Source organism: Bradyrhizobium sp. HKCCYLRH3059, assembly GCF_051168035.1.
Lineage (GTDB): Bacteria > Pseudomonadota > Alphaproteobacteria > Rhizobiales > Xanthobacteraceae > Bradyrhizobium.
Map to the genome: position 1 here is coordinate 330,654 of NZ_JBNPUF010000007.1, position 16,781 is coordinate 347,434.

General features: G+C 64.2%; 20 protein-coding genes. 14 read left to right on the plus strand and 6 right to left on the minus strand.

Annotation, left to right across the window (positions count from 1 at the left end):
• Positions 1-78 precede the first annotated feature (78 nt).
• From ACQR13_RS23125 to ACQR13_RS23140, 4 genes are all read left to right on the plus strand, one after another.
• Complete coding sequence (locus tag ACQR13_RS23125; protein WP_434863274.1) at positions 79-675, plus strand: hypothetical protein; 597 nt, start codon at positions 79-81, stop codon at positions 673-675.
• The gene (locus ACQR13_RS23130) at positions 675-1,967 is read left to right on the plus strand and encodes an MFS transporter (RefSeq protein ID WP_316192892.1); all 1,293 of its coding nucleotides are present in this window, start codon (positions 675-677) and stop codon (positions 1,965-1,967) included. Before ACQR13_RS23125 ends, ACQR13_RS23130 begins: the two co-directional genes overlap by 1 nt.
• Before the next feature lie 116 nt (positions 1,968-2,083).
• Complete coding sequence (locus ACQR13_RS23135) at positions 2,084-2,746, plus strand: YqcI/YcgG family protein (protein ID WP_409977957.1); 663 nt, start codon at positions 2,084-2,086, stop codon at positions 2,744-2,746.
• Complete coding sequence (locus ACQR13_RS23140; RefSeq protein WP_316166115.1) at positions 2,743-3,069, plus strand: cupin domain-containing protein; 327 nt, start codon at positions 2,743-2,745, stop codon at positions 3,067-3,069. The genes ACQR13_RS23135 and ACQR13_RS23140 overlap by 4 nt, the downstream gene beginning before the upstream one ends.
• A 2-nt stretch (positions 3,070-3,071) precedes the next feature.
• Here the strand turns inward: ACQR13_RS23140 and ACQR13_RS23145 are convergent, their stop codons facing one another.
• A complete protein-coding gene (locus ACQR13_RS23145) occupies positions 3,072-3,260 on the minus strand; it encodes a hypothetical protein (RefSeq protein ID WP_315712988.1) in 189 nt (62 codons plus the stop codon).
• Between ACQR13_RS23145 and ACQR13_RS23150 the strand changes: the two genes are divergently transcribed.
• Together ACQR13_RS23150 and ACQR13_RS23155 are read left to right on the plus strand one after the other, a co-directional pair.
• Positions 3,241-3,471, plus strand: a complete 231-nt coding sequence (locus tag ACQR13_RS23150) for a hypothetical protein (protein ID WP_315712990.1) — start codon at positions 3,241-3,243, stop codon at positions 3,469-3,471. The genes ACQR13_RS23145 and ACQR13_RS23150 overlap by 20 nt on opposite strands.
• Positions 3,472-3,695: 224 nt before the next feature.
• Positions 3,696-3,929 carry a DUF6894 family protein gene (locus ACQR13_RS23155; protein WP_316174114.1) on the plus strand — a complete coding sequence of 78 codons (234 nt, stop codon included), beginning with the start codon at positions 3,696-3,698 and terminating at the stop codon, positions 3,927-3,929.
• 223 nt (positions 3,930-4,152) lie between these two features.
• Here ACQR13_RS23155 and ACQR13_RS23160 read toward each other — a convergent pair whose 3' ends face one another.
• A complete protein-coding gene (locus ACQR13_RS23160; RefSeq protein WP_315825140.1) occupies positions 4,153-5,208 on the minus strand; it encodes a hypothetical protein in 1,056 nt (351 codons plus the stop codon).
• 231 nt (positions 5,209-5,439) lie between these two features.
• On the opposite strand from ACQR13_RS23160, the gene bamA reads away from it, so the two are divergent.
• Positions 5,440-7,761, plus strand: coding sequence for an outer membrane protein assembly factor BamA (gene bamA, locus ACQR13_RS23165; protein ID WP_434863275.1), 2,322 nt, complete (start codon positions 5,440-5,442; stop codon positions 7,759-7,761).
• 36 nt (positions 7,762-7,797) lie between these two features.
• On the opposite strand, the gene ACQR13_RS23170 is transcribed toward bamA, so the two are convergent.
• Positions 7,798-8,214 (minus strand): hypothetical protein, encoded by a 417-nt coding sequence (locus ACQR13_RS23170; protein ID WP_316192890.1) that lies wholly within the window; start codon positions 8,212-8,214, stop codon positions 7,798-7,800.
• A gap of 249 nt (positions 8,215-8,463) precedes the next feature.
• On the opposite strand from ACQR13_RS23170, the gene ACQR13_RS23175 reads away from it, so the two are divergent.
• On the plus strand, positions 8,464-8,820 hold the full coding sequence (locus ACQR13_RS23175; protein WP_315825142.1) for a hypothetical protein: 357 nt from the start codon (positions 8,464-8,466) through the stop codon (positions 8,818-8,820).
• Positions 8,821-8,888: 68 nt separating this feature from the next.
• On the opposite strand, the gene ACQR13_RS23180 is transcribed toward ACQR13_RS23175, so the two are convergent.
• The gene (locus tag ACQR13_RS23180) at positions 8,889-9,488 is read right to left on the minus strand and encodes a DUF6456 domain-containing protein (RefSeq protein WP_315825143.1); all 600 of its coding nucleotides are present in this window, start codon (positions 9,486-9,488) and stop codon (positions 8,889-8,891) included.
• Positions 9,489-9,540: 52 nt separating this feature from the next.
• A complete protein-coding gene (locus tag ACQR13_RS23185; protein WP_315825144.1) occupies positions 9,541-10,071 on the minus strand; it encodes a GcrA family cell cycle regulator in 531 nt (176 codons plus the stop codon).
• Between the two features lie 150 nt (positions 10,072-10,221).
• Between ACQR13_RS23185 and ACQR13_RS23190 the strand changes: the two genes are divergently transcribed.
• The 3 genes from ACQR13_RS23190 to ACQR13_RS23200 all read left to right on the plus strand — a co-directional run bounded on the left by ACQR13_RS23190 (position 10,222) and on the right by ACQR13_RS23200 (position 13,267).
• Complete coding sequence (locus ACQR13_RS23190) at positions 10,222-10,839, plus strand: LexA family transcriptional regulator (RefSeq protein ID WP_315713004.1); 618 nt, start codon at positions 10,222-10,224, stop codon at positions 10,837-10,839.
• Between the two features lie 945 nt (positions 10,840-11,784).
• Positions 11,785-12,774: a hypothetical protein gene (locus ACQR13_RS23195; RefSeq protein WP_316192889.1), complete on the plus strand. Its 990-nt coding sequence runs from the start codon at positions 11,785-11,787 to the stop codon at positions 12,772-12,774.
• Positions 12,775-12,991: 217 nt separating this feature from the next.
• Positions 12,992-13,267 (plus strand): hypothetical protein, encoded by a 276-nt coding sequence (locus ACQR13_RS23200; RefSeq protein ID WP_315713008.1) that lies wholly within the window; start codon positions 12,992-12,994, stop codon positions 13,265-13,267.
• A 50-nt stretch (positions 13,268-13,317) separates the two neighbouring features.
• Here the strand turns inward: ACQR13_RS23200 and ACQR13_RS23205 are convergent, their stop codons facing one another.
• A complete protein-coding gene (locus tag ACQR13_RS23205) occupies positions 13,318-14,292 on the minus strand; it encodes a quinone oxidoreductase family protein (protein ID WP_315752890.1) in 975 nt (324 codons plus the stop codon).
• Between the two features lie 211 nt (positions 14,293-14,503).
• Between ACQR13_RS23205 and ACQR13_RS23210 the strand changes: the two genes are divergently transcribed.
• From ACQR13_RS23210 to ACQR13_RS23220, 3 genes are all read left to right on the plus strand, one after another.
• The gene (locus ACQR13_RS23210) at positions 14,504-14,764 is read left to right on the plus strand and encodes a hypothetical protein (protein ID WP_315825146.1); all 261 of its coding nucleotides are present in this window, start codon (positions 14,504-14,506) and stop codon (positions 14,762-14,764) included.
• 177 nt (positions 14,765-14,941) lie between these two features.
• On the plus strand, positions 14,942-15,265 hold the full coding sequence (locus tag ACQR13_RS23215; RefSeq protein ID WP_315713012.1) for a DMT family transporter: 324 nt from the start codon (positions 14,942-14,944) through the stop codon (positions 15,263-15,265).
• Positions 15,266-16,556: 1,291 nt separating this feature from the next.
• A complete protein-coding gene (locus tag ACQR13_RS23220; RefSeq protein WP_315752889.1) occupies positions 16,557-16,778 on the plus strand; it encodes a hypothetical protein in 222 nt (73 codons plus the stop codon).
• The last annotated feature ends 3 nt before the right edge of the window (positions 16,779-16,781 follow it).

Sequence of the window (16,781 nt, forward strand, 5' to 3'; positions counted from 1 at the left end):
GCCTCGCCCTGGGACGACTACACCGTCTACAGCTTTTCCGACGCGTCGGAGATCGAGCTGCCTGATCGGCAGCCGATCATGGATGCAATGAATTCGATCATTGCCATTAACTGGAAAGCAATCGAACCGCATTGGACCGCGGCCTCGTCGCCATTCACCGGCAAATACGGCCTCGTTCTGGTCTACGATCACGTCGGACTGGTCGCGTTCTCAGTCTATCGCGTGATGACCATCGCGCAGCGGCCGGCCATTTATCGCAGTGGGACCGAAGTATTACCCGCACATCAGGGTCGTGGCCTGTATGGGTTCTTTACGTCGCAGATCCTCAAGCATCACGGCTCGGCCACACCCGGCGAAGAAATTCTTTACGGATGGCGTACGCGCAACCCGATCGTGTGGGCTGCCAACGCCAAGATCTGCGAGAGAGTCGCGCCGTCGCTGCTCGATGAGACGGCGGATGCCGAGTTGCAGGCCGCCTGCGTCGAGATGTGCGCGACGATCTATCCGGGCAAGCCGCTCGAGGTGCCCCGCATGATCATGCGCGGCGCCTACGGACACATCCAGCACATCAGGCAAGACTATCACGGCAGAGCCTCGCTGGTCGAGACCGCGATGTCGCGGATCATCCCGGATTCCGCCGACGCCCTGTTCTCCGTCGGCTATGCGAGGGTGTGATGGCGGCGCTCGGACAACAAGCGGTCGCATCCTCTCCGCTCCGGTTCCTCGATCGCGCCTATGTTGCGTGGGGTACGGTCGCGCTCGCCTACGCCGTCGCCTTCCTGCAGCGGATGTCGCCGCAGACCGTGGGCCTCGACTTCATGCGCGACTTCGGCACCGACGCCTCCGGCGTCGCGATGCTCGCCTCCAGCTACTTCTGGGGCTACACCTTGATGCAGATCCCCGCGGGCGTTCTGGTCGACCGCTACGGTGTGAAGCGCGTCGTGCTGTGCAGCATGACGGCGTCGGTGCTCGGCAGTGCCGCCTTCGCCCTGTCGCCCAGCCTGCTCGACGTCTTCGTCGCGCGCGTGGTCGTGGCCTGCGGCGACGCGCTGGTGTTCACGGCGCTGCTGAAGCTCGTCGCGCAGAGCTTTTCCGACCAGCGTTTCGGCTTGATGTCCGGCATCTCCCAGGTGTCGGGCTATGTCGGCGGCGTCCTCGCCACGACCCCGCTCGCCGCTGCGGTCAGCGGCTTCGGCTGGCGCGCCTGTTTTCTCTTCATCGCCTGCGTCGGCGTCGCGAACTTTGCCTGCGCGTTCGCGACCTTGAAATCGGCACCGGCGAACTACACCAGCCGGACGCTGAAGAGCGTCCTGGTCACAAGCTGGCATGCGCTCGGATCGGCCGCGACCTGGGGCTGCGCCATGAGCTTCGCTGCCCATTTCGCGGTCGTGACCACGCTCGCCGGGGTATGGGGCATCCCGATGGTCGCGCATTATTTCGGCATCTCGCCTTCGGCGGCCGGCGGTCCCCTGCTCGCTTTCATGGTCGGCAACGCCATCGGATCGATCTTTCTCGGCCATGCCGCGGACCGGATGCAGTCGCTCAATGCAGCTCTGATCTCCATCACCTTGCTGCGCATGCTGCTCGTCGTGATGCTGTTGCCGGCACTGGCGCACAGCTTCGGCTTCTTCTATGTCGGCGCGGTGTTCGCCGTGCTCGGTCTGATGGCCGGGGGCACCGTGCCGCTGATCCTGAAAAGCACCAAGCATCTCTACACGGCGGAGCGCATCGGCGTCGGCGCATCGATCAATACGACGGCCGCCGGCATTTTTGCCGGACTGGCTCAGCCGGTGATCGCCTTTGCCATGGTGAGTGCGAGCGGCCTCAACCCCGACATCGGATCAAGCCTGCGCAGTGCCGCCAGCGATTCCGGCTACGCAGCCCTGATCGAAATTCTCGTTCTGATGTCGCTTCCTGGACTCCTTGGGCCGCTGATGATGAGGCGCAAATTGATACTTCGTACTTAAGCATAAGAACAGAGAGGGTCAGTATGTCGCGTTTGTATTTGAGAAGGGACGAAGCCCGATCCGGCCATCAGGCCGGCACCTGGCAAAGTGTCCTGTTTTCGGAATTCGAGGCTCAGATGAGCAGCGAAGCAAGACCCTTTCCGTGCGTATTCGGCGTCGCGGGCTATCGTCACGATCAGCTTCGTTATCTGTTTCTCGACCCCATCGACATCGACGTGCTCGGCCAGCAGCTCGCCTTGTTCGTCTCGGAGAGCCGCTCGCACGGACCCAACACCTCGCTGGTGCTGTTCACGCGCCCGCGCCCGGTCCAGACCATCAACTCTTACTACAAGAAGTTCTGGCACATCCTCGATCAGCTGGCGCGCGTCGACAGCCAGCCGTGGCCCGCCGAAATTCCCGAGACCGTCGATCATCCGATGTGGGAGTTTTCGTTTGCCGGAGAGCCGATCTTCGTCGTCTGCAGCACGCCCGCGCATGTGATGCGGCAAAGCCGCCGCTCGAGCGCATTCATGCTGACCTTCCAGCCGCGCTGGGTGTTCGAACGGATGCTCGGCACGGAGGAGGCCGCCGCCAAGGCCTTCGGCGAGGTGCGCAAACGGCTGGTCCCATTCGACACGACGGCGCCTTCGCCCCAGCTCGGACGCTACGGCAATCCGGAGGGCCGGGAGTTCAAACAGTACTTCCTCTACGACGACAACCAGCCGCCGCCGGCCTGTCCCTTCCACAAGCTGGCGCAGACCAAGCCATCGTCCATTGCAGACAAGGAGCAGGCCGCATGACCCAGATCATCGCTGGAACGAAGACCAGCTTCGCGATCGATCCCGACATCCTGGCGCTGTTGCCGACGCAGGGCTGCATCGAGCTGCAGCACGATGCGGCCGGCAAGGTTCACGCCTTCCATACCCACCCCGTCGACGAAATCCTCGTCGTGATCCAGGGACGACTCACGTTTCGTTGGGAAGGTGGCGAGCGCATCTGCACGGCCGGCGACAAGATTCTGCTGCCGGCCGGGACGCTGCACGAATCGGAAGCGCTGGATGATGCAATCTATGCGATTGCGACGCGACCTCCCGCAACCATTGCAGGTAATCGGGAGGGATGAGCTCAGGACAGAGGGCGATCGGTCTCCGAAAGGGACTCCGCGGTCAACCGCTCAACCATCTCGATCACCTCGATGCGCTGGCCCGGAGCCAGCTTCAGGAATGCCTTCAGCAGACGAAGGCTTTCCACGGCTTCGCTCGATGGGGCTCCGAGCTTCGTGTGCAGCTCCGCGATGAATGTTGAATTCTTCATCTCGCACCTTTGGCAGGAAACAGTAATGCCAGTCCTTAGCAAACGTGAAGGCCTTGCACGCAAGGTAGATACTGCAGCAATCGAGGCTGAAAGTCTCGGTCTGACGACTGCGACCCTGATCCTCAGGATGGCCCGCCTGGAAATCGACCGTGCGGAACCCGACGAGGTTGAAAGTATGCCAGCGAACAACTCTTGCAGCAAGCCGAACTGACCGGTTGGTTGATTTCGGCGTCACAATTTGAGCCTTCTGGCAGTTTCCGGCTGACGATACCAGTGGAAACGGTCGTTTACCGAACGAGGCGGGGGGATTACGGCAGCGGTAAGCTTGTCCTCCACATTAGAGGTCTTCTATAGTTTGCTTGGGGGGAAGAATGGGTTGCGGATCTCGCTCGGGATCCGTGCCCACTCCCGCGACACAGCGGCTGCAGGAAGACCATGCGCACTTATTATTTCGATATGAAGGATGGCATACCGACCAGAGACCGGACCGGCCTGGAATTTGCGACGAGTGCAGGGGCGATCGAGCACAGCCGGGATTTGGCCCGGCGCCTCCGGCACGACCCGCGCATCACCGACCGCAGGCTGTCCATCGTCGTCGTCGACGAATCTGGCGCGGAGGTTCACCGCGAGCCGGTTTATCCGGCTGCAGTGAAAGTCAGCCTGTCCTGATTTTTTCATAGGCGTGCCGGCAGTGACTGCGCGCTGACTGCCTTTTCTACTTTTCGTAGAGGAAACGAAAAGCCGAACAACTCTTGAGTGTGCATATCGGGCACGCGATCGGGCCGCTTCCGCAGCAAGAGCACCTTGAGGGCTAGACGCCCCGCCGATCCACTCCACCGGCTCTCCCCTTCCCTCGGCCGCCAACGAACGCCTCCGCTGCGCCACCGAGGGTCTATTGCTGCTTCTCCCAGAACGAGAGCAGGCCCTGGGAGGCCGAGCCGCCGATCACGCAAGGGATGCCGACGGCGACCTGCCCCAGCGCGGCGGCCGAGACACAACCGAGCGCAAGGGCGCCGACGCCGAGCTGTCCCCAGAAATCCATGTTGCGCCGGGCGTCAGAGCCCCTGGTCTTCAGCTCCTCGACGGCGGCGACGGCATCCTTGCGGACGGCGCCGAGCTGCACCGTATCGGCGGCCTCAACCACCTCCCTGAGCGGCTCCTTGACCGGTCCCGACTGCCGCGCCAGCTCCTCCCGGAGATAGTCGCGCAGGCTGGCATCGCGCACCGAATAGCTGGCAAGCGTATAGCGCGCCATGCTGCCGATCGTCAGCTTGTCGACCGTGTCGCGGCTCTTCGACCACGGCAGCATCTGCACGATGCGCTGGATCGGTACGCGCGAGCCGGTTGCGAAGTAATAACCCCAGAGGATGTCGAGCAGATCCTGGTGGGTCGCGTAGCTGAGCCGCGTGTCGAGCTTGCGCTCCTCCTTCTTGAACGGATTCTGCGTCAATGCGCCACGCAGCTTGTCCATCACGCCAGGCTTCGTTTCCTCCAAGGGGATGTCCATCAAGGTCGGCTGTGCGCCGCTCAGATAGCCGTCGATCATCACGCGGCGGCCCGGCATCTTCGGCGCGACCCTGCGCATGAGATTGCGCCAATCCGGCAGACCCGAATAAGCGATGGCACGCACGACCACCCACTCCTCCTCGGGAGGCACGGGAAAGAAGCTGTTGACGAGTTGTTCGGCCTTGGCGGGATTGGAGCCGATCGCCCCCGCGATGAAGCCGAGATAGATGCCCGCGTTCTCCGGCTCCTTGAACGTCTGCGAATGAAACAGCACCCGGACCGCCGCCGGCACATGGGCGTAGTCGGGTTTGGTGCGATAGTTGTAGATCCAATTCTGGACGACACCGAGCGACGCGCGTGGGTCGATCTCTGGGACGACCGCAGCAGCAAGGGCTGATTGAACGAAAGTGCAAGCGATGAGGGCCAAGGCGATCGCGCGCATGGTCTGCTCCCGACAAACGTTCGCCGCATCAGCATCTGCTGGCGCGTACGGATGAGGACGATGCTGCACGCCGTTTGAATCGACTCTGCGTCGATTCTGCGGCCGCGCTCGGTTCCCTGCCGGCCACCCTTCGCAGGCGTGATCGCAGGCCCCCGAGTCTCCACGGCCTCGACATGATTTGGCCGCCCACCGGCTCTTGCATCCCGGCATGACGAGCAGGCAGACGCGCGCATGTTGACCCAAAACAGCCGTCACCGCGGAGACAGCAGATCGCGACACGTCGCATTGATCGTTGCGACGCTGTCGGTGCTGACGTCCGCGCCGCCGGCGGTGGCGGGCGAAGCCCTTGCAGTACAGGGCAATCGGCGCGTCGATGCCGACACCGTGCGATCCTATTTTCGCGCTGACGCCAACGGGCGCTACGACGCCGCCGCGCTCGACGCCGGCTTGAAGGCGCTGGTTGCGAGCGGACTGTTCGACGACGTGAAGATCAGCCGCGCCGACGGACGGACCGTGGTCCGCGTCTCGGAAGCAAAAGTGCTCGATCGCGTCGCCTTCGAAGGTAACAAGAAGGTGAAGGACGCGGAGCTCACGGGCGCGGTGCTATCAAAGCCGCGAGCCGGCCTGCAACGCGCAACTGTCCAGGGCGACGTCGCCCGCATCATCCAGGCGTATCATCGTGCGGGACGCGACGACGTCCGCGTCGTCCCGGAGATCATCGATCGCGGAAACGACCGCGTCGATCTCGTCTTCACCATCACCGAAGGCAGGAAGACGCCGGTCAGGGCGATCAACTTCACAGGCAACCGCGCCTATGGCGCCCGACAATTGCACGCGGTGATCAAGACCTCGGCCACCAACGTGCTGAGCTTCGTGACCGGGGGCAACGTCTACGACGCAGATCGTGTCAACGAGGACCGCGAGCTGCTGCGGCGATATTACCGTGACCACGGCTACGCCGATGCCGAGGTCACGAACGTGAGCGTCGACTATGACGCGGCAAATGGCGGCTACAACCTCACCTTTGCGATCGAGGAAGGCGGCCTCTATAAATTCGCCGCAGTCGACGTCTCCTGCAACGTGCAGGGGCTGGCCTGCGACCGCCTGCGCACATTGTTGCTGACGCAGCAGGGCGACACCTTCGACCAGAGCAAGATCGACAAGACCTCGGACGTCCTGACGGCCGAACTTGGCAAGCTCGGCTTTCCGTTTGCGCAGGTCGAGCCCAGGATCAATCGGCATGCGCAGGATCGGCAGGCCGACGTCACCTTCCAGATCGAGCAGGGACGGCGCAGCTATGTCGAGCGCATCGAGATCCACGGCAACACGCGCACGCATGACGACGTGATTCGACGCGAGTTCGACGTCAGCGAGGGCGACGCCTACAACCGGACGCTGATCGACCGCGCCGAACGTCGCCTGCGCAACCTCAACTACTTCAAGACCGTCAAGATCTCGACGCGGCCGGGCTCGGCCAGGGATCGCGTGGTGCTGGATGTCGAGGCAGTCGATCAGGCGACCGGGGACTTCAACGTCTCGGGCGGCTATTCGTCCACGGACGGATTGCTCGCCGAGGTGAAGATCGGTGACCGCAACGTACTCGGCACCGGCAACACTGCGCAGGCCACTTTCACCTACGGCCAGTTCGCGCGAGGCGCCAGCCTGTCCTTCACCTCGCCCTACGCCCTCGGTCGAACGACACCCGGCATGGAGCTGTTCGCGCGACAGAGCATGGTCAGCACATTCCAATCGTTCGGCAGCAACACCTATGGCGGTGCCCTCACCCTGGGCATGCCGGTCAGCGAGCAGACTGCCATGCTGTGGCGCTATTCGCTCTACGACCAAAGGGTGGTGCTCGCGCCGGGAATCTCGCCGGCGGCGGTGTCCCTGCCGGTTCGCCAGGCGGTCGCAGCCGGACGGCAGACGGTGTCCTCGCTCGGCAATACCGTCACCTACAGCTCGCTCGACAACAACAAGGTGCCGACCAGCGGCATTCGTTCGCAGTTGACGCAGGATCTCGCCGGTCTCGGCGGCGACGTTCGCTTCTTACGGACCACGGGCGACGTCCGCTATTATCGGTCGATCAACAGCGACCTGACCGGCATGGTGCGCGCGCAAGGCGGCTATATCACCGGATGGGGCGGCCAGCAGGCGCCGCTGCTCAACAGCTTCTTCGGCGGTCCCACCATGGTGCGCGGCTTCGCGCCGGGCGGCTTTGGGCCGCGCGATCTGACGCCAGGATCGACGATGGACAATGTCGGCGGCAGCCTGTTTTGGGCGACCACGGCGGAGCTGCAGGGCAACATTCCCGGATTGCCGCAGGAATACGGCCTGCGTGCATCGGCCTTCGTCGACGCCGGAACCGTGTTCGGCTATCGCGGCCCGACCCAGAATGCCCAAGTGGCGAACAGGAACGTGCTGCGCTCCTCGGTCGGCGTCGGCATGACCTGGGCATCACCGTTCGGACCGCTTACCGTCGACTACGCGGTCCCGATCAGCAAGGCGGCGTACGACGTCGTGCAGCCGCTCCGTTTCAGCGCCGGCGGCTTCTGAGCCGACACCACAACATGGACGGAGCGCCGCGTCACGTCAGTACGGACTGTAGTAGTAACCGGGCGGCCCGTAGTACGGACGAACATAATATGGCCGCGGTGCGTAGTACACCCTTGGCGGCCCGTAATAGCCGGGTCCGGGATAATAGCCGGGCCCATAGTAATAATAGTCGTCGTGCTGATGCGCGGCGATTGCGCCGATGGTGCCGATCATTGCACCCATGATGGCCAAGCCGGCGGCCGGATTGCCCCTGTAGACGCGGCGATAGCGCCGACGAGCGCTGAGATCGGTCAAATCGCCGGATGTCGCCGTCGCGACCGCCGACTTGTTGGCCGGACCCGCCGCCCCCGCATGGGCTGGCGCCGGCGCGCTCGCCACCGCGGCGATGGCCGCGACGGCCGCAATCGCGATTTTTCCACCGGCCGAAGGAGATCGATATTTCCCGCTGAACATGGCATCACCCTTCACTTCACTCGTTCCCAAATACGACATGCCCGGGCGTGCAGCTTGACCTGTGTCAACTCAGGACCAACCCGGCCGTCCGGCGGCACGTACGCATCCCGCAATCGTGCTTAGACGCGACGTCACGCCCCCTGGTTCAGCCCACCGCCGCATCGATTTCTTCGAACCGACGGCCCCCCGTCGGGAACCAATGGCTGCACGCCGACGCCGTCCATCATGCCGTCGGCAACAGGAGTCCTCATGCCTTCCAGACTGACACGCCCATTCTTCAGCGCCGTCGCCACGCTGGCGCTCACCGCTTCGATGGCGAGCGCCGGTGACAGCGCGACCTCGCTGTTCAAGGTGGTGACCGTCAAGGACGAGATCGTCATCGGTCTCAATAGCGACGAGCTGGCGACGATCGGCGGCAGCGATGCCAGCGCCGTTGCGCGCGCACTGGCGCAGAAAGGCGACCTCTCAGCCTGGCAGTACAACGTTCATCGCGGCCCGAACGGCGAGCTGCAGATGGCACCTTCGGCCAAGATCGGTCTGCTGTCGCATGCCTCGCTGCGCGTCGAGCCCTACAGCACCACTTATGTCGTGACGCCGCATCCCTGAGGGAAAACGATTGTCCGACCGGCGCTCGTACCCGTCGACGACGGAACGAGTGCCGGTCGTACCGGCCGTTAGCTCTCGCCCCGATGGCCCGATCGCACGGCCCCATCGCATTTCCTGGAGACCCTGTCGGTGGACAACCCGTAGACCACGGCCAGCCGGTCCAGGCACTCCTTGAAGCGCCGGGCAAAATAATCATTCCAGCGCTGGCTGGCGAGCCCCCGCTTGTGTCCGACCTGCTCCATGGTCAGGCCGTGCACCAGGACGTCATGGGTGATCGCCGCGCCGTCGGCGCCGAGCTCGCGCTCGGCGCGGTTGAGCCGCAGCACCGCCTGCCTCTGGCCTTCGGTGACCGGCTCACGCCCGCGGGCGCCGTCAACGTGCTCGCGCGAGGGATCGACCGCCTGCGGGCCTCGCTCGGCCCGCTCCCAATCGTTCTGGAACGCCCGTCCGGCCCGGTATTGGGCGTCATCCAGCTGCTTGTGCGCGTGCAGCCGGCCGAGCGGGTCGCTGCGGACCGATCGCAACGCGACGATCTTATCGCCGGGCTCGAGCGCCAGCGGATCGTCGATCTCCACGGGAATCACGTCTGCATTTCGCGGCAGGTCGTGAGCTCTCCGGTCGTGGGTCTTGGACATGCGATGGGGCTTGCTGCGTCTGGGGCGCACCATGTCTCGTCTCCGGAAAATGGATGGGGTCGGTTCGGGTCGGGTTTGCCGCGCTCTACGCGGCGGCAACCAGCCGCAGGATCAAAGGGCCGGCGGAGCGCACGGCGGCCTCCTCGGGCGGAAGCCGCGTGAGATGGTAGTGCGGCGTGCAGTAGCAGGAGCCGGGCTGGCGCGGATGACCACAAAAGGTGATGGGATCGTCGTCCCGGTCACCGCCATAGGGGTAGCGGCAATCGTTGCGCTCGAGCTGGTCCAGGGACAGCAGGCGCGGGCTGATGCCGACGCAACGCAGCTTGACGGCCGCGGCGGGCTTCGCCGGGGACGGCATCGGCCGCACCGCCGCGTCGGCGCCTCGCCGTCCGGTTCGGGGCGCCGCGGACATCGACCGGGGCGCGGATCGCGCGGCTTTCGGCCCGCCCGGCGCGGCCAGCCCGATCCGCTTGCCGCGGCCAAGCGTCGCGTTCCGCGTATAGGCGGTTCCGAACTGCGCATTGAGGGCGCGCGCGATCTCGGCATAGGACCGCCCCTGGGCATGAAGCTCGCACAGCATCTTGGAATGCTGGTCTGGCCAATCTGTGGATTGCATTCTCGCCTCTTCCTTCTGGGTCGGGGCCGCCGGATCCGCCGGCTCACCCGACGGCCAAATCTTCCGATATTCCGAAGAAAAAGTCAAGCTTGAGTTCTGATTATTCGAAACATATAATCCCTTCCGAGATTCGCAAAAGAGGTCAAAGCCATGTTGGACGTTGCCATGATCGAGCGTGCACTCGAGAAGCCGGGAAAGACGAAAGGAGGGTTGGCCCGCGCCATGGGCGTGCGGCCGGGCGCGGTCTCCGAGATCCTCGGCGGCCAGCGCCTGATCAAGGCGGCCGAGATTCCGCTCATCACGGAATATCTGGAGCTCAATTCCGTCCCCATCATGGGGCGGGTCGGCGCCGGCTCGGTGATCGAGCCGGATTACGAGCAGGTGCCCGTCGAGGGCCTCGGCGAGGTCGCCCTGCCCTTCCCGATCTCCGAGGAGACCATCGCCTTCGAGGTCACGGGCGATTCGATGCTGCCGAAATACGAGAATGGCGACGTGATCGTGGTCTACCGCGAGCAGCGGCACCCGCTGTCGAGCTTCTACGGCGAGGAGGCGGTGGTACGCCTCAAGTCCGGCGAGCGCTACCTGAAGACGATTGAACGCGGCAAATCGCCGTCCGTGGTCAATCTGAAGAGCTTCAACGCCAAGCCGATCGTGGGGGTCAAGCTGGACTGGATCGGCGAGATCTTCGTCACCCTGCCACGCGGCCAGATCTCGCGGATCCGCGCCAAGGCGGCCGCCAAGTCGCGCGCCCGCGCGGCGAACAAGTAAGACTCGACGCCGGATGCAGGGGGAACGCCGCGGCGTTCTCCCTGCATCCCGCCTCCAAGGGAGGGTAGGCCCCGCGCCTGTGGCGCCGTCGTGATCAACAATTCTGAGCGACATATGGGGATGTGCGTCCTTAGCCTCGCGGCGCCCAGGCGTCCGAGTGATACAGTGGTCTCACCCTCTTCAAACGAGAGGGTGCAGGGAAGGCCGGACCTCGACTGAGGCCCGTGGCCCGCCTGCTCAAAAAACGCAGGCGGCAGGTACCACAGGTCCAGCCGGAACGATCCGGCCCTCCCTGCGCGATGGTTTTCACGGCTGCTTCGCGTTCTCCCCGGTGCGCCGGGCTTGTTGGTCACCGTCACCCACGCGGCGCTGTCAGCGCCGGCGCAGGCTTGATACCGGCATCGGGGTATCAGGACCACGCGACTTGACCGTACGAGCCGGTGTTGTTCGTCGGCGCGAATGACCACGCTGCAAACCGGCTCGCCCATCACTCCCCGCCTCCACGTGTCGTGACGACCGCGATACGCCCCTCTCCATGAGGCGGGATGCGCGTAGACAATCATGAATTCTGAAAAAGAGAAAGAAGAATCTTTCGGCCCGGCGGGCCAGACCGGGGCAATGCGTTGAAGCCTCGCCCAAAACAAGCGTTTCCGCACACGTCGTCTGCAGGCGATCGAAGGCCATGAACGGACCATCGTGCGGGCGCATCGACCCTGATTCGCCCGACGGGCGTGACGCCTTGCCACCAGCCGCGCCCGGCGCCCGGATCAGTCCTCGACCCGCAGCTCATCGCGATGGACGTAGCAGTCGGCATTCGGAGGCGGCGGTGGGACAGGCTGGTCTTCCGCTATCTCGGCTCCAAGCGGTGACCCGCCCCGACGATCCACGGGCCGCCAGCGAGCGGACCCGCTGTGCCATCGCGTCATCGCCGACGTCCGGCCGGCGTTGACGGCGTCGCGCAAGCGGATTGATCCCGATCAACGACCAGGCGCCGCGCCGGAGCAAACTCATCTTCAACCTGTGGCTGCACAGGCAGGACATGGGGGAAACGCCATCATGGGAAACGCCATGCGGAGATATCTTCTTGCCTTTACCTTGGTGATCGCCGCACTCGGCTTTACGTCGTCGGCGCGTGCGGGATGCTGGCCGAACGAAAACTTCCACCTCGTGTGCTGGCTGGATACCTATGGAACGGCGTGCGAAGCGCACCACGCGCTGACCAGCGTCAGAGCCGTGCTGTATCCAGAGCCGCGCTACTCGTACTATGAATTCGAGGTTTCGCACTGGTGGACGGCCCACAAGACCGTGGCCTGTCCGCCGAATCAAAAGACGACGTTCAGCGGTGTCTGGGACCGGGAAACCGGAAAGGCGGAGGAAACGGCGACCACCGGCATTTCGTCGGTGACGAGGCGCGTCTATTGCAGCAACAATCCCTGGACGGGCCAGGGGCCGCCGACGGTGCCGATCTGCTCATATCCGGCCGATGATCCGAACGTGGGACTGCCCGTCACCTCGGCGATGCTCACGCAAAGCCAGCGAGACGATCTGCTTCGCGTTCAGGAGCCGTTGCATACCCGTTGCCAGCAGATCAAGCCACTCGAGGACGAGGTGTCGTGGCTGAACGGTCGCCCCATCGTCGAGGTGGTCGCGTCCCATCATGAATATCAGAAGCTCGAATGGCATCTGTGGTTCATGGACTTCGGCGAGTTCGGACCGTGGCATGAGGTCGCGGCACCGAAGCCGAAGGGCCCTTTGATCTGGAAGGGCACGACCTATACCGAGCGCCGCATTGCGACATCGAGGCACAGATATTGGCTGAACAAGCCCGGCCGCTGGAAGGTGGTTGCGAAGCCGAAGCCGACCGCGGCGGCGGCGCAGGCGATCCCGATCAGCGTGACCACCGAATGTCCCGGCGCGACGTTCAACGTGCAGTGATGGGCGATGACGCGGTCCTCATGGCGTGCGGGAACATGCTTCCGCACGCCACGTCACATCGCCTGGACTATCTCTGCGCTGATACCGGCGTGGTCGCGGCCGCGCAGGCTGGGGATGGAGTCGGTGAGACGAGGGTGGACCGAATCAGTCTTGACAAAATTCTGATTTAAAGAAATAATGGAGCGATCACAGTCAGCCGAAGGCGAACCGGCGCTCCATGCAGTATTTCGTCGTGATGATCGACTACGGCCGGCGCGGACGCGAGGCCGTGGTCGATCCTGAGATGACCCGGCGCGACGTCGTTGCGCGCATCGCGTCGGGGGAATATTCGAACGTCAGCTTCATCCACGAGATCGTCGACCGGTCGGTTGCCGACGTCACGGCCGACATCATGTCCGAAGCCGCCCTGCCCGAGATCGATGGGCGGGACGCCGACCTGCAGGCCGCCCGGTCCGATCACCTCCGCGACCTGCGCAAGCACGAGCGGGTTTGACCCGGCTGCGCCGGCCCTATCGGGATCTCGCGACCGGAGGACGCGCCAGATCAGACCAGAAAGACCGTCGAGCCGGTCGTCTTGCGTGCCGCGAGATCGGCGTGAGCCCGGGCCGCCTCCTTGAGCGGATAGGTCTGGTTGACCTCGATCTTCACCGCGCCAGATTTGACCACGTCGAACAGCTCGTTGGCCATCGCGACCAGGCTCTCGCGCTTGGCGGCGTAGGTGAACAGCGTCGGCCGGGTCACGAACAGCGAGCCCTTCTGGGCGAGCAGCCCGAGATTGAGCGGATCGACCGTGCCGGAGGACTGGCCGAACAGCACGGCGTAGCCGAGCGGCGCGAGGCAATCGAGCGATTTCAGGAACGTGTCCTTGCCGACGGAATCATAGACCACGGGCACCTTCTTGCCGCCGGTGATCTCGCCGACGCGCGCGACGAAGTCCTCCCGCGTATAGATGATGGTGTGCTCGCAGCCGTGGGCCTTGGCCAGCTGCGCCTTGTCATCGCTGGATACGGTGCCGATGACGTGAACGCCGAGATGCTTGGCCCACTGGCTGAGGATGAGGCCGACGCCGCCGGCGGCGGCATGCAGCAGGATGGTCTCGCCCGCCTTGACGCGGTAGGTCTGCCGGATCAGGTACTGGGCGGTCAGGCCCTTGAGCATCATGGCAGCGGCGGTCTTGTCGTCGATCTCGTCGGGCAGTTTCAACAGCAGCGCGGCCGGCATCAGCCGCGCCTCTGAATAGGCGCCGAGCGGCGACGAGCCGTAGGCGACCCGGTCGCCCACCTTCAGGTCCGTCACCCCTTCGCCCAGTTCCTCGATCACACCCGCGCCCTCGCTGCCCAGTCCGCTCGGAAGCTGGACCGGATAGAGCCCGGAACGATTGTAGATGTCGATGAAGTTGAGCCCGACCGCCGTGTGGCGGATACGCGCCTCGCCGGGGCCGGGCTTGCCGACCTCGATCTGCTCCCAAGCGAGAACCTCGGGACCGCCGGTCTTGTGGAAACGAATGGCGTTCGTCATGGGTTATCCTCCCTGTCGGATCGCGCGACGCTGCGCCGCTCGGCCGCGCGCCGGCCCCCCTTGCGGGCCGTTCGAGCTTTGTTTTTCCGCGACCGAACCTCGGTCATCCGTAGCCGCTGTCGGCTCGGTTTGGCAATCGGCTTTGCCAGCCGGCACAGGAACAACGTTCACCGTTCCAGCGTTCATCGGCCATAGCGTGGAGTCCGAGCCCATGCCGCCCAAACGACGCAGCGCAGTAGTCAATCCGGCCATGCTGATCGAGCTGGCCTGCCACACCTTGATGGGCATCGCCATGGGGCTCGGCTTCGCCTTCGGGCTGACCCAACTGGATGCGTTCGGCATCTCGACCCTGATCGCCCACAGTGTCGATCCGCACGCGACGCTCGTGATCTTCGTCGGTGTATTGACGCTGTCCTTTGCTGTCGGCGCAACGCTGACAGGATTCGTATTCACGATGATGGAGGAGAGATAGACCCGACGCGCGCCCAGCTTGTCATATGCGCGTCGCGCAAACCATGCAGATGGACGGCAGGTTCGACCGGCGCGGAGATGACGAAATGGCCGGACTGCTCGGTGCAGGCGATCCGCGGCTTCGCGAGGCCCGCCTCGGATCTGTGGGCGATGTTACACCGTTGGGCGCGCGGCCCTCATGAACGGCTGGCTAGCTCTGTTCGCGGCCGGAGCTCTCGAGATCATCTGGGCGCTTGGCCTGAAGCATTCCGACGGCCTGACGCGCTTCTGGCCCAGCGTCGCCACCGTGATCGCCATTCTGCTCAGCTTCGCGATGATGTCGCTCGCGCTGCGCTCACTGCCGTTTGGCACCGCCTATGCGGTATGGACCGGGATCGGCGCGGCCGGGAGCATCCTCGCCGGTATGATCCTCTACAGCGAGCCGGCGGACCCGACACGGCTGATCTGCCTCACGCTGATCATCACCGGCATGATCGGGTTGAAGCTGAACTCGCCGGTCTGACACCATCGACGACCTCCGGCAGGAGCGCGACAGCTCGACGCTGCCGAACACGACCAGGGCGAGCACAAACGGCAACAGGTGATAGAGCGCGCGGAAGATCAGCAGCGCCGCCAGCAGGCGCTCCTGGTCAACGCCGCCCAGGCCCAGCAGGATCGTTGCGTCGAACAGGCCGATGCCGGCTGGGGCATGGCTGGCAAATCCAAGCAAGGTCGCGGCAATGAAGACCGCCATCAGCCGCGCGAGGTCGATGCCGAGTTCCGGCGGCATGAGGACGTACATTGCCAGCGCCGCGGCGCTGAGCTCGAACAGGCCGACCACGATCTGCAGCAGCACGGCGGGCCCGGACGGCAGTCGAACGGGCCAGCGCGCACTTCGCCGCCCGGGCCAGCTCCACACGACGAAGGCGGCAACGGCGCAAAGCAGTGCCGCGGCAACGAGACGGTTGATCGCCGGCGGCCAATATTCCATCCATCCGAAGGCATCCGGATCGATCATCAAGCTCAGGCCGAGCGCGGTGAGATTTCCGAGCCAGAAGGTCAGGCCGGTCAGGAAGCTGATATTGGCAATGTCGATCGCACCGAGCCGGTACGGCGCGTAGATCCGATATCGCACCAGTGGCGAGACCAGCGCGACCGCACCGATGCCGTGCGCGATCGGGTAGCTCGTGAAGCTGCCGAGCGCGGCGGCGCGATAGGGAATGTCCCGGCGGCCGATCGTCCGCAACGCGAACAGGTCGTAGAGCGTGAGGCTGGCGTAGGAGAGGACGATGAACGCCAGCGCCATCGCGATCAGATGAAGGTCCGTGGCCTCGACGATCGACAGAACATGAGCAAGGTCGAGCTTCTTGACGGCGCGTGCCAGGACATACACGGCCGCAGCTGCAATCGAGAGGCTCAAGGCCAGTCCGCCCAGACTGCGCAACCAGATTCTGCGGTTCGATCGCAGCGGCGGAACGTCGGTCAGGTCAGCCATTCAACGTGTTTCGCTTCAAACATGCGCCGGCCGATTCGAGCAGGACGATGGCGCCGTTTGACACACCGATGTGACAGCGGCGTTACCGTTGTGCGCTGCCCACATCGCTTAATTATCTGTTAACGACGGACGATCGTTCACCGCTACCAACACGGCGAGCTGCAATGCAGCACCACATTCGCGATCATTCAAATTTGAATTAATCGCGGGCGGGTTCGAGCGTAATGACGTGGACCGTATCAGTACGGATGCATGAAGGTCGCATCTTCGTCACGCGGACTTTCTAAGACGAGTGCCGGACGTCAACATTCGAGGCAGCATGAACGCGGAATTCGAACACGAACTCACGCCGGACCAATGGGAGACGCTGAAGGCGCTTCGCATTCCCGCGCGTGAACGCCGCAGGCTGAACGGCATGATTGTCGACGAGCTCACTGCATTTGGACTCGCCTCCATCGACAATGGCGCGGCAACACTCACAATGGCCGGCCGCAAGGCGCTCGTCAGGGGATCCTCACGCCTGCTCGATGTCGCAGCCTGATCT

Excerpts from the sequence above, each read along its gene's own strand:
- ACQR13_RS23130 (WP_316192892.1), top strand. The coding sequence starts at position 675 with ATGGCGGCGCTCGGACAACAAGCGGTCGCATCCTCTCCGCTCCGGTTC.
- ACQR13_RS23215 (WP_315713012.1), top strand. The coding sequence starts at position 14,942 with ATGAACGGCTGGCTAGCTCTGTTCGCGGCCGGAGCTCTCGAGATCATC.
- ACQR13_RS23200 (WP_315713008.1), top strand. The coding sequence starts at position 12,992 with ATGCAGTATTTCGTCGTGATGATCGACTACGGCCGGCGCGGACGCGAG.
- ACQR13_RS23145 (WP_315712988.1), bottom strand. The coding sequence starts at position 3,260 with ATGAAGAATTCAACATTCATCGCGGAGCTGCACACGAAGCTCGGAGCC.
- bamA (WP_434863275.1), top strand. The coding sequence starts at position 5,440 with ATGTTGACCCAAAACAGCCGTCACCGCGGAGACAGCAGATCGCGACAC.
- ACQR13_RS23150 (WP_315712990.1), top strand. The coding sequence starts at position 3,241 with ATGAATGTTGAATTCTTCATCTCGCACCTTTGGCAGGAAACAGTAATG.
- ACQR13_RS23205 (WP_315752890.1), bottom strand. The coding sequence starts at position 14,292 with ATGACGAACGCCATTCGTTTCCACAAGACCGGCGGTCCCGAGGTTCTC.
- ACQR13_RS23175 (WP_315825142.1), top strand. The coding sequence starts at position 8,464 with ATGCCTTCCAGACTGACACGCCCATTCTTCAGCGCCGTCGCCACGCTG.
- ACQR13_RS23155 (WP_316174114.1), top strand. The coding sequence starts at position 3,696 with ATGCGCACTTATTATTTCGATATGAAGGATGGCATACCGACCAGAGAC.
- ACQR13_RS23135 (WP_409977957.1), top strand. The coding sequence starts at position 2,084 with ATGAGCAGCGAAGCAAGACCCTTTCCGTGCGTATTCGGCGTCGCGGGC.
- ACQR13_RS23125 (WP_434863274.1), top strand. The coding sequence starts at position 79 with ATGGATGCAATGAATTCGATCATTGCCATTAACTGGAAAGCAATCGAA.
- ACQR13_RS23180 (WP_315825143.1), bottom strand. The coding sequence starts at position 9,488 with ATGGTGCGCCCCAGACGCAGCAAGCCCCATCGCATGTCCAAGACCCAC.
- ACQR13_RS23210 (WP_315825146.1), top strand. The coding sequence starts at position 14,504 with ATGCCGCCCAAACGACGCAGCGCAGTAGTCAATCCGGCCATGCTGATC.
- ACQR13_RS23220 (WP_315752889.1), top strand. The coding sequence starts at position 16,557 with ATGAACGCGGAATTCGAACACGAACTCACGCCGGACCAATGGGAGACG.
- ACQR13_RS23190 (WP_315713004.1), top strand. The coding sequence starts at position 10,222 with ATGTTGGACGTTGCCATGATCGAGCGTGCACTCGAGAAGCCGGGAAAG.
- ACQR13_RS23170 (WP_316192890.1), bottom strand. The coding sequence starts at position 8,214 with ATGTTCAGCGGGAAATATCGATCTCCTTCGGCCGGTGGAAAAATCGCG.
- ACQR13_RS23185 (WP_315825144.1), bottom strand. The coding sequence starts at position 10,071 with ATGCAATCCACAGATTGGCCAGACCAGCATTCCAAGATGCTGTGCGAG.
- ACQR13_RS23140 (WP_316166115.1), top strand. The coding sequence starts at position 2,743 with ATGACCCAGATCATCGCTGGAACGAAGACCAGCTTCGCGATCGATCCC.
- ACQR13_RS23160 (WP_315825140.1), bottom strand. The coding sequence starts at position 5,208 with ATGCGCGCGATCGCCTTGGCCCTCATCGCTTGCACTTTCGTTCAATCA.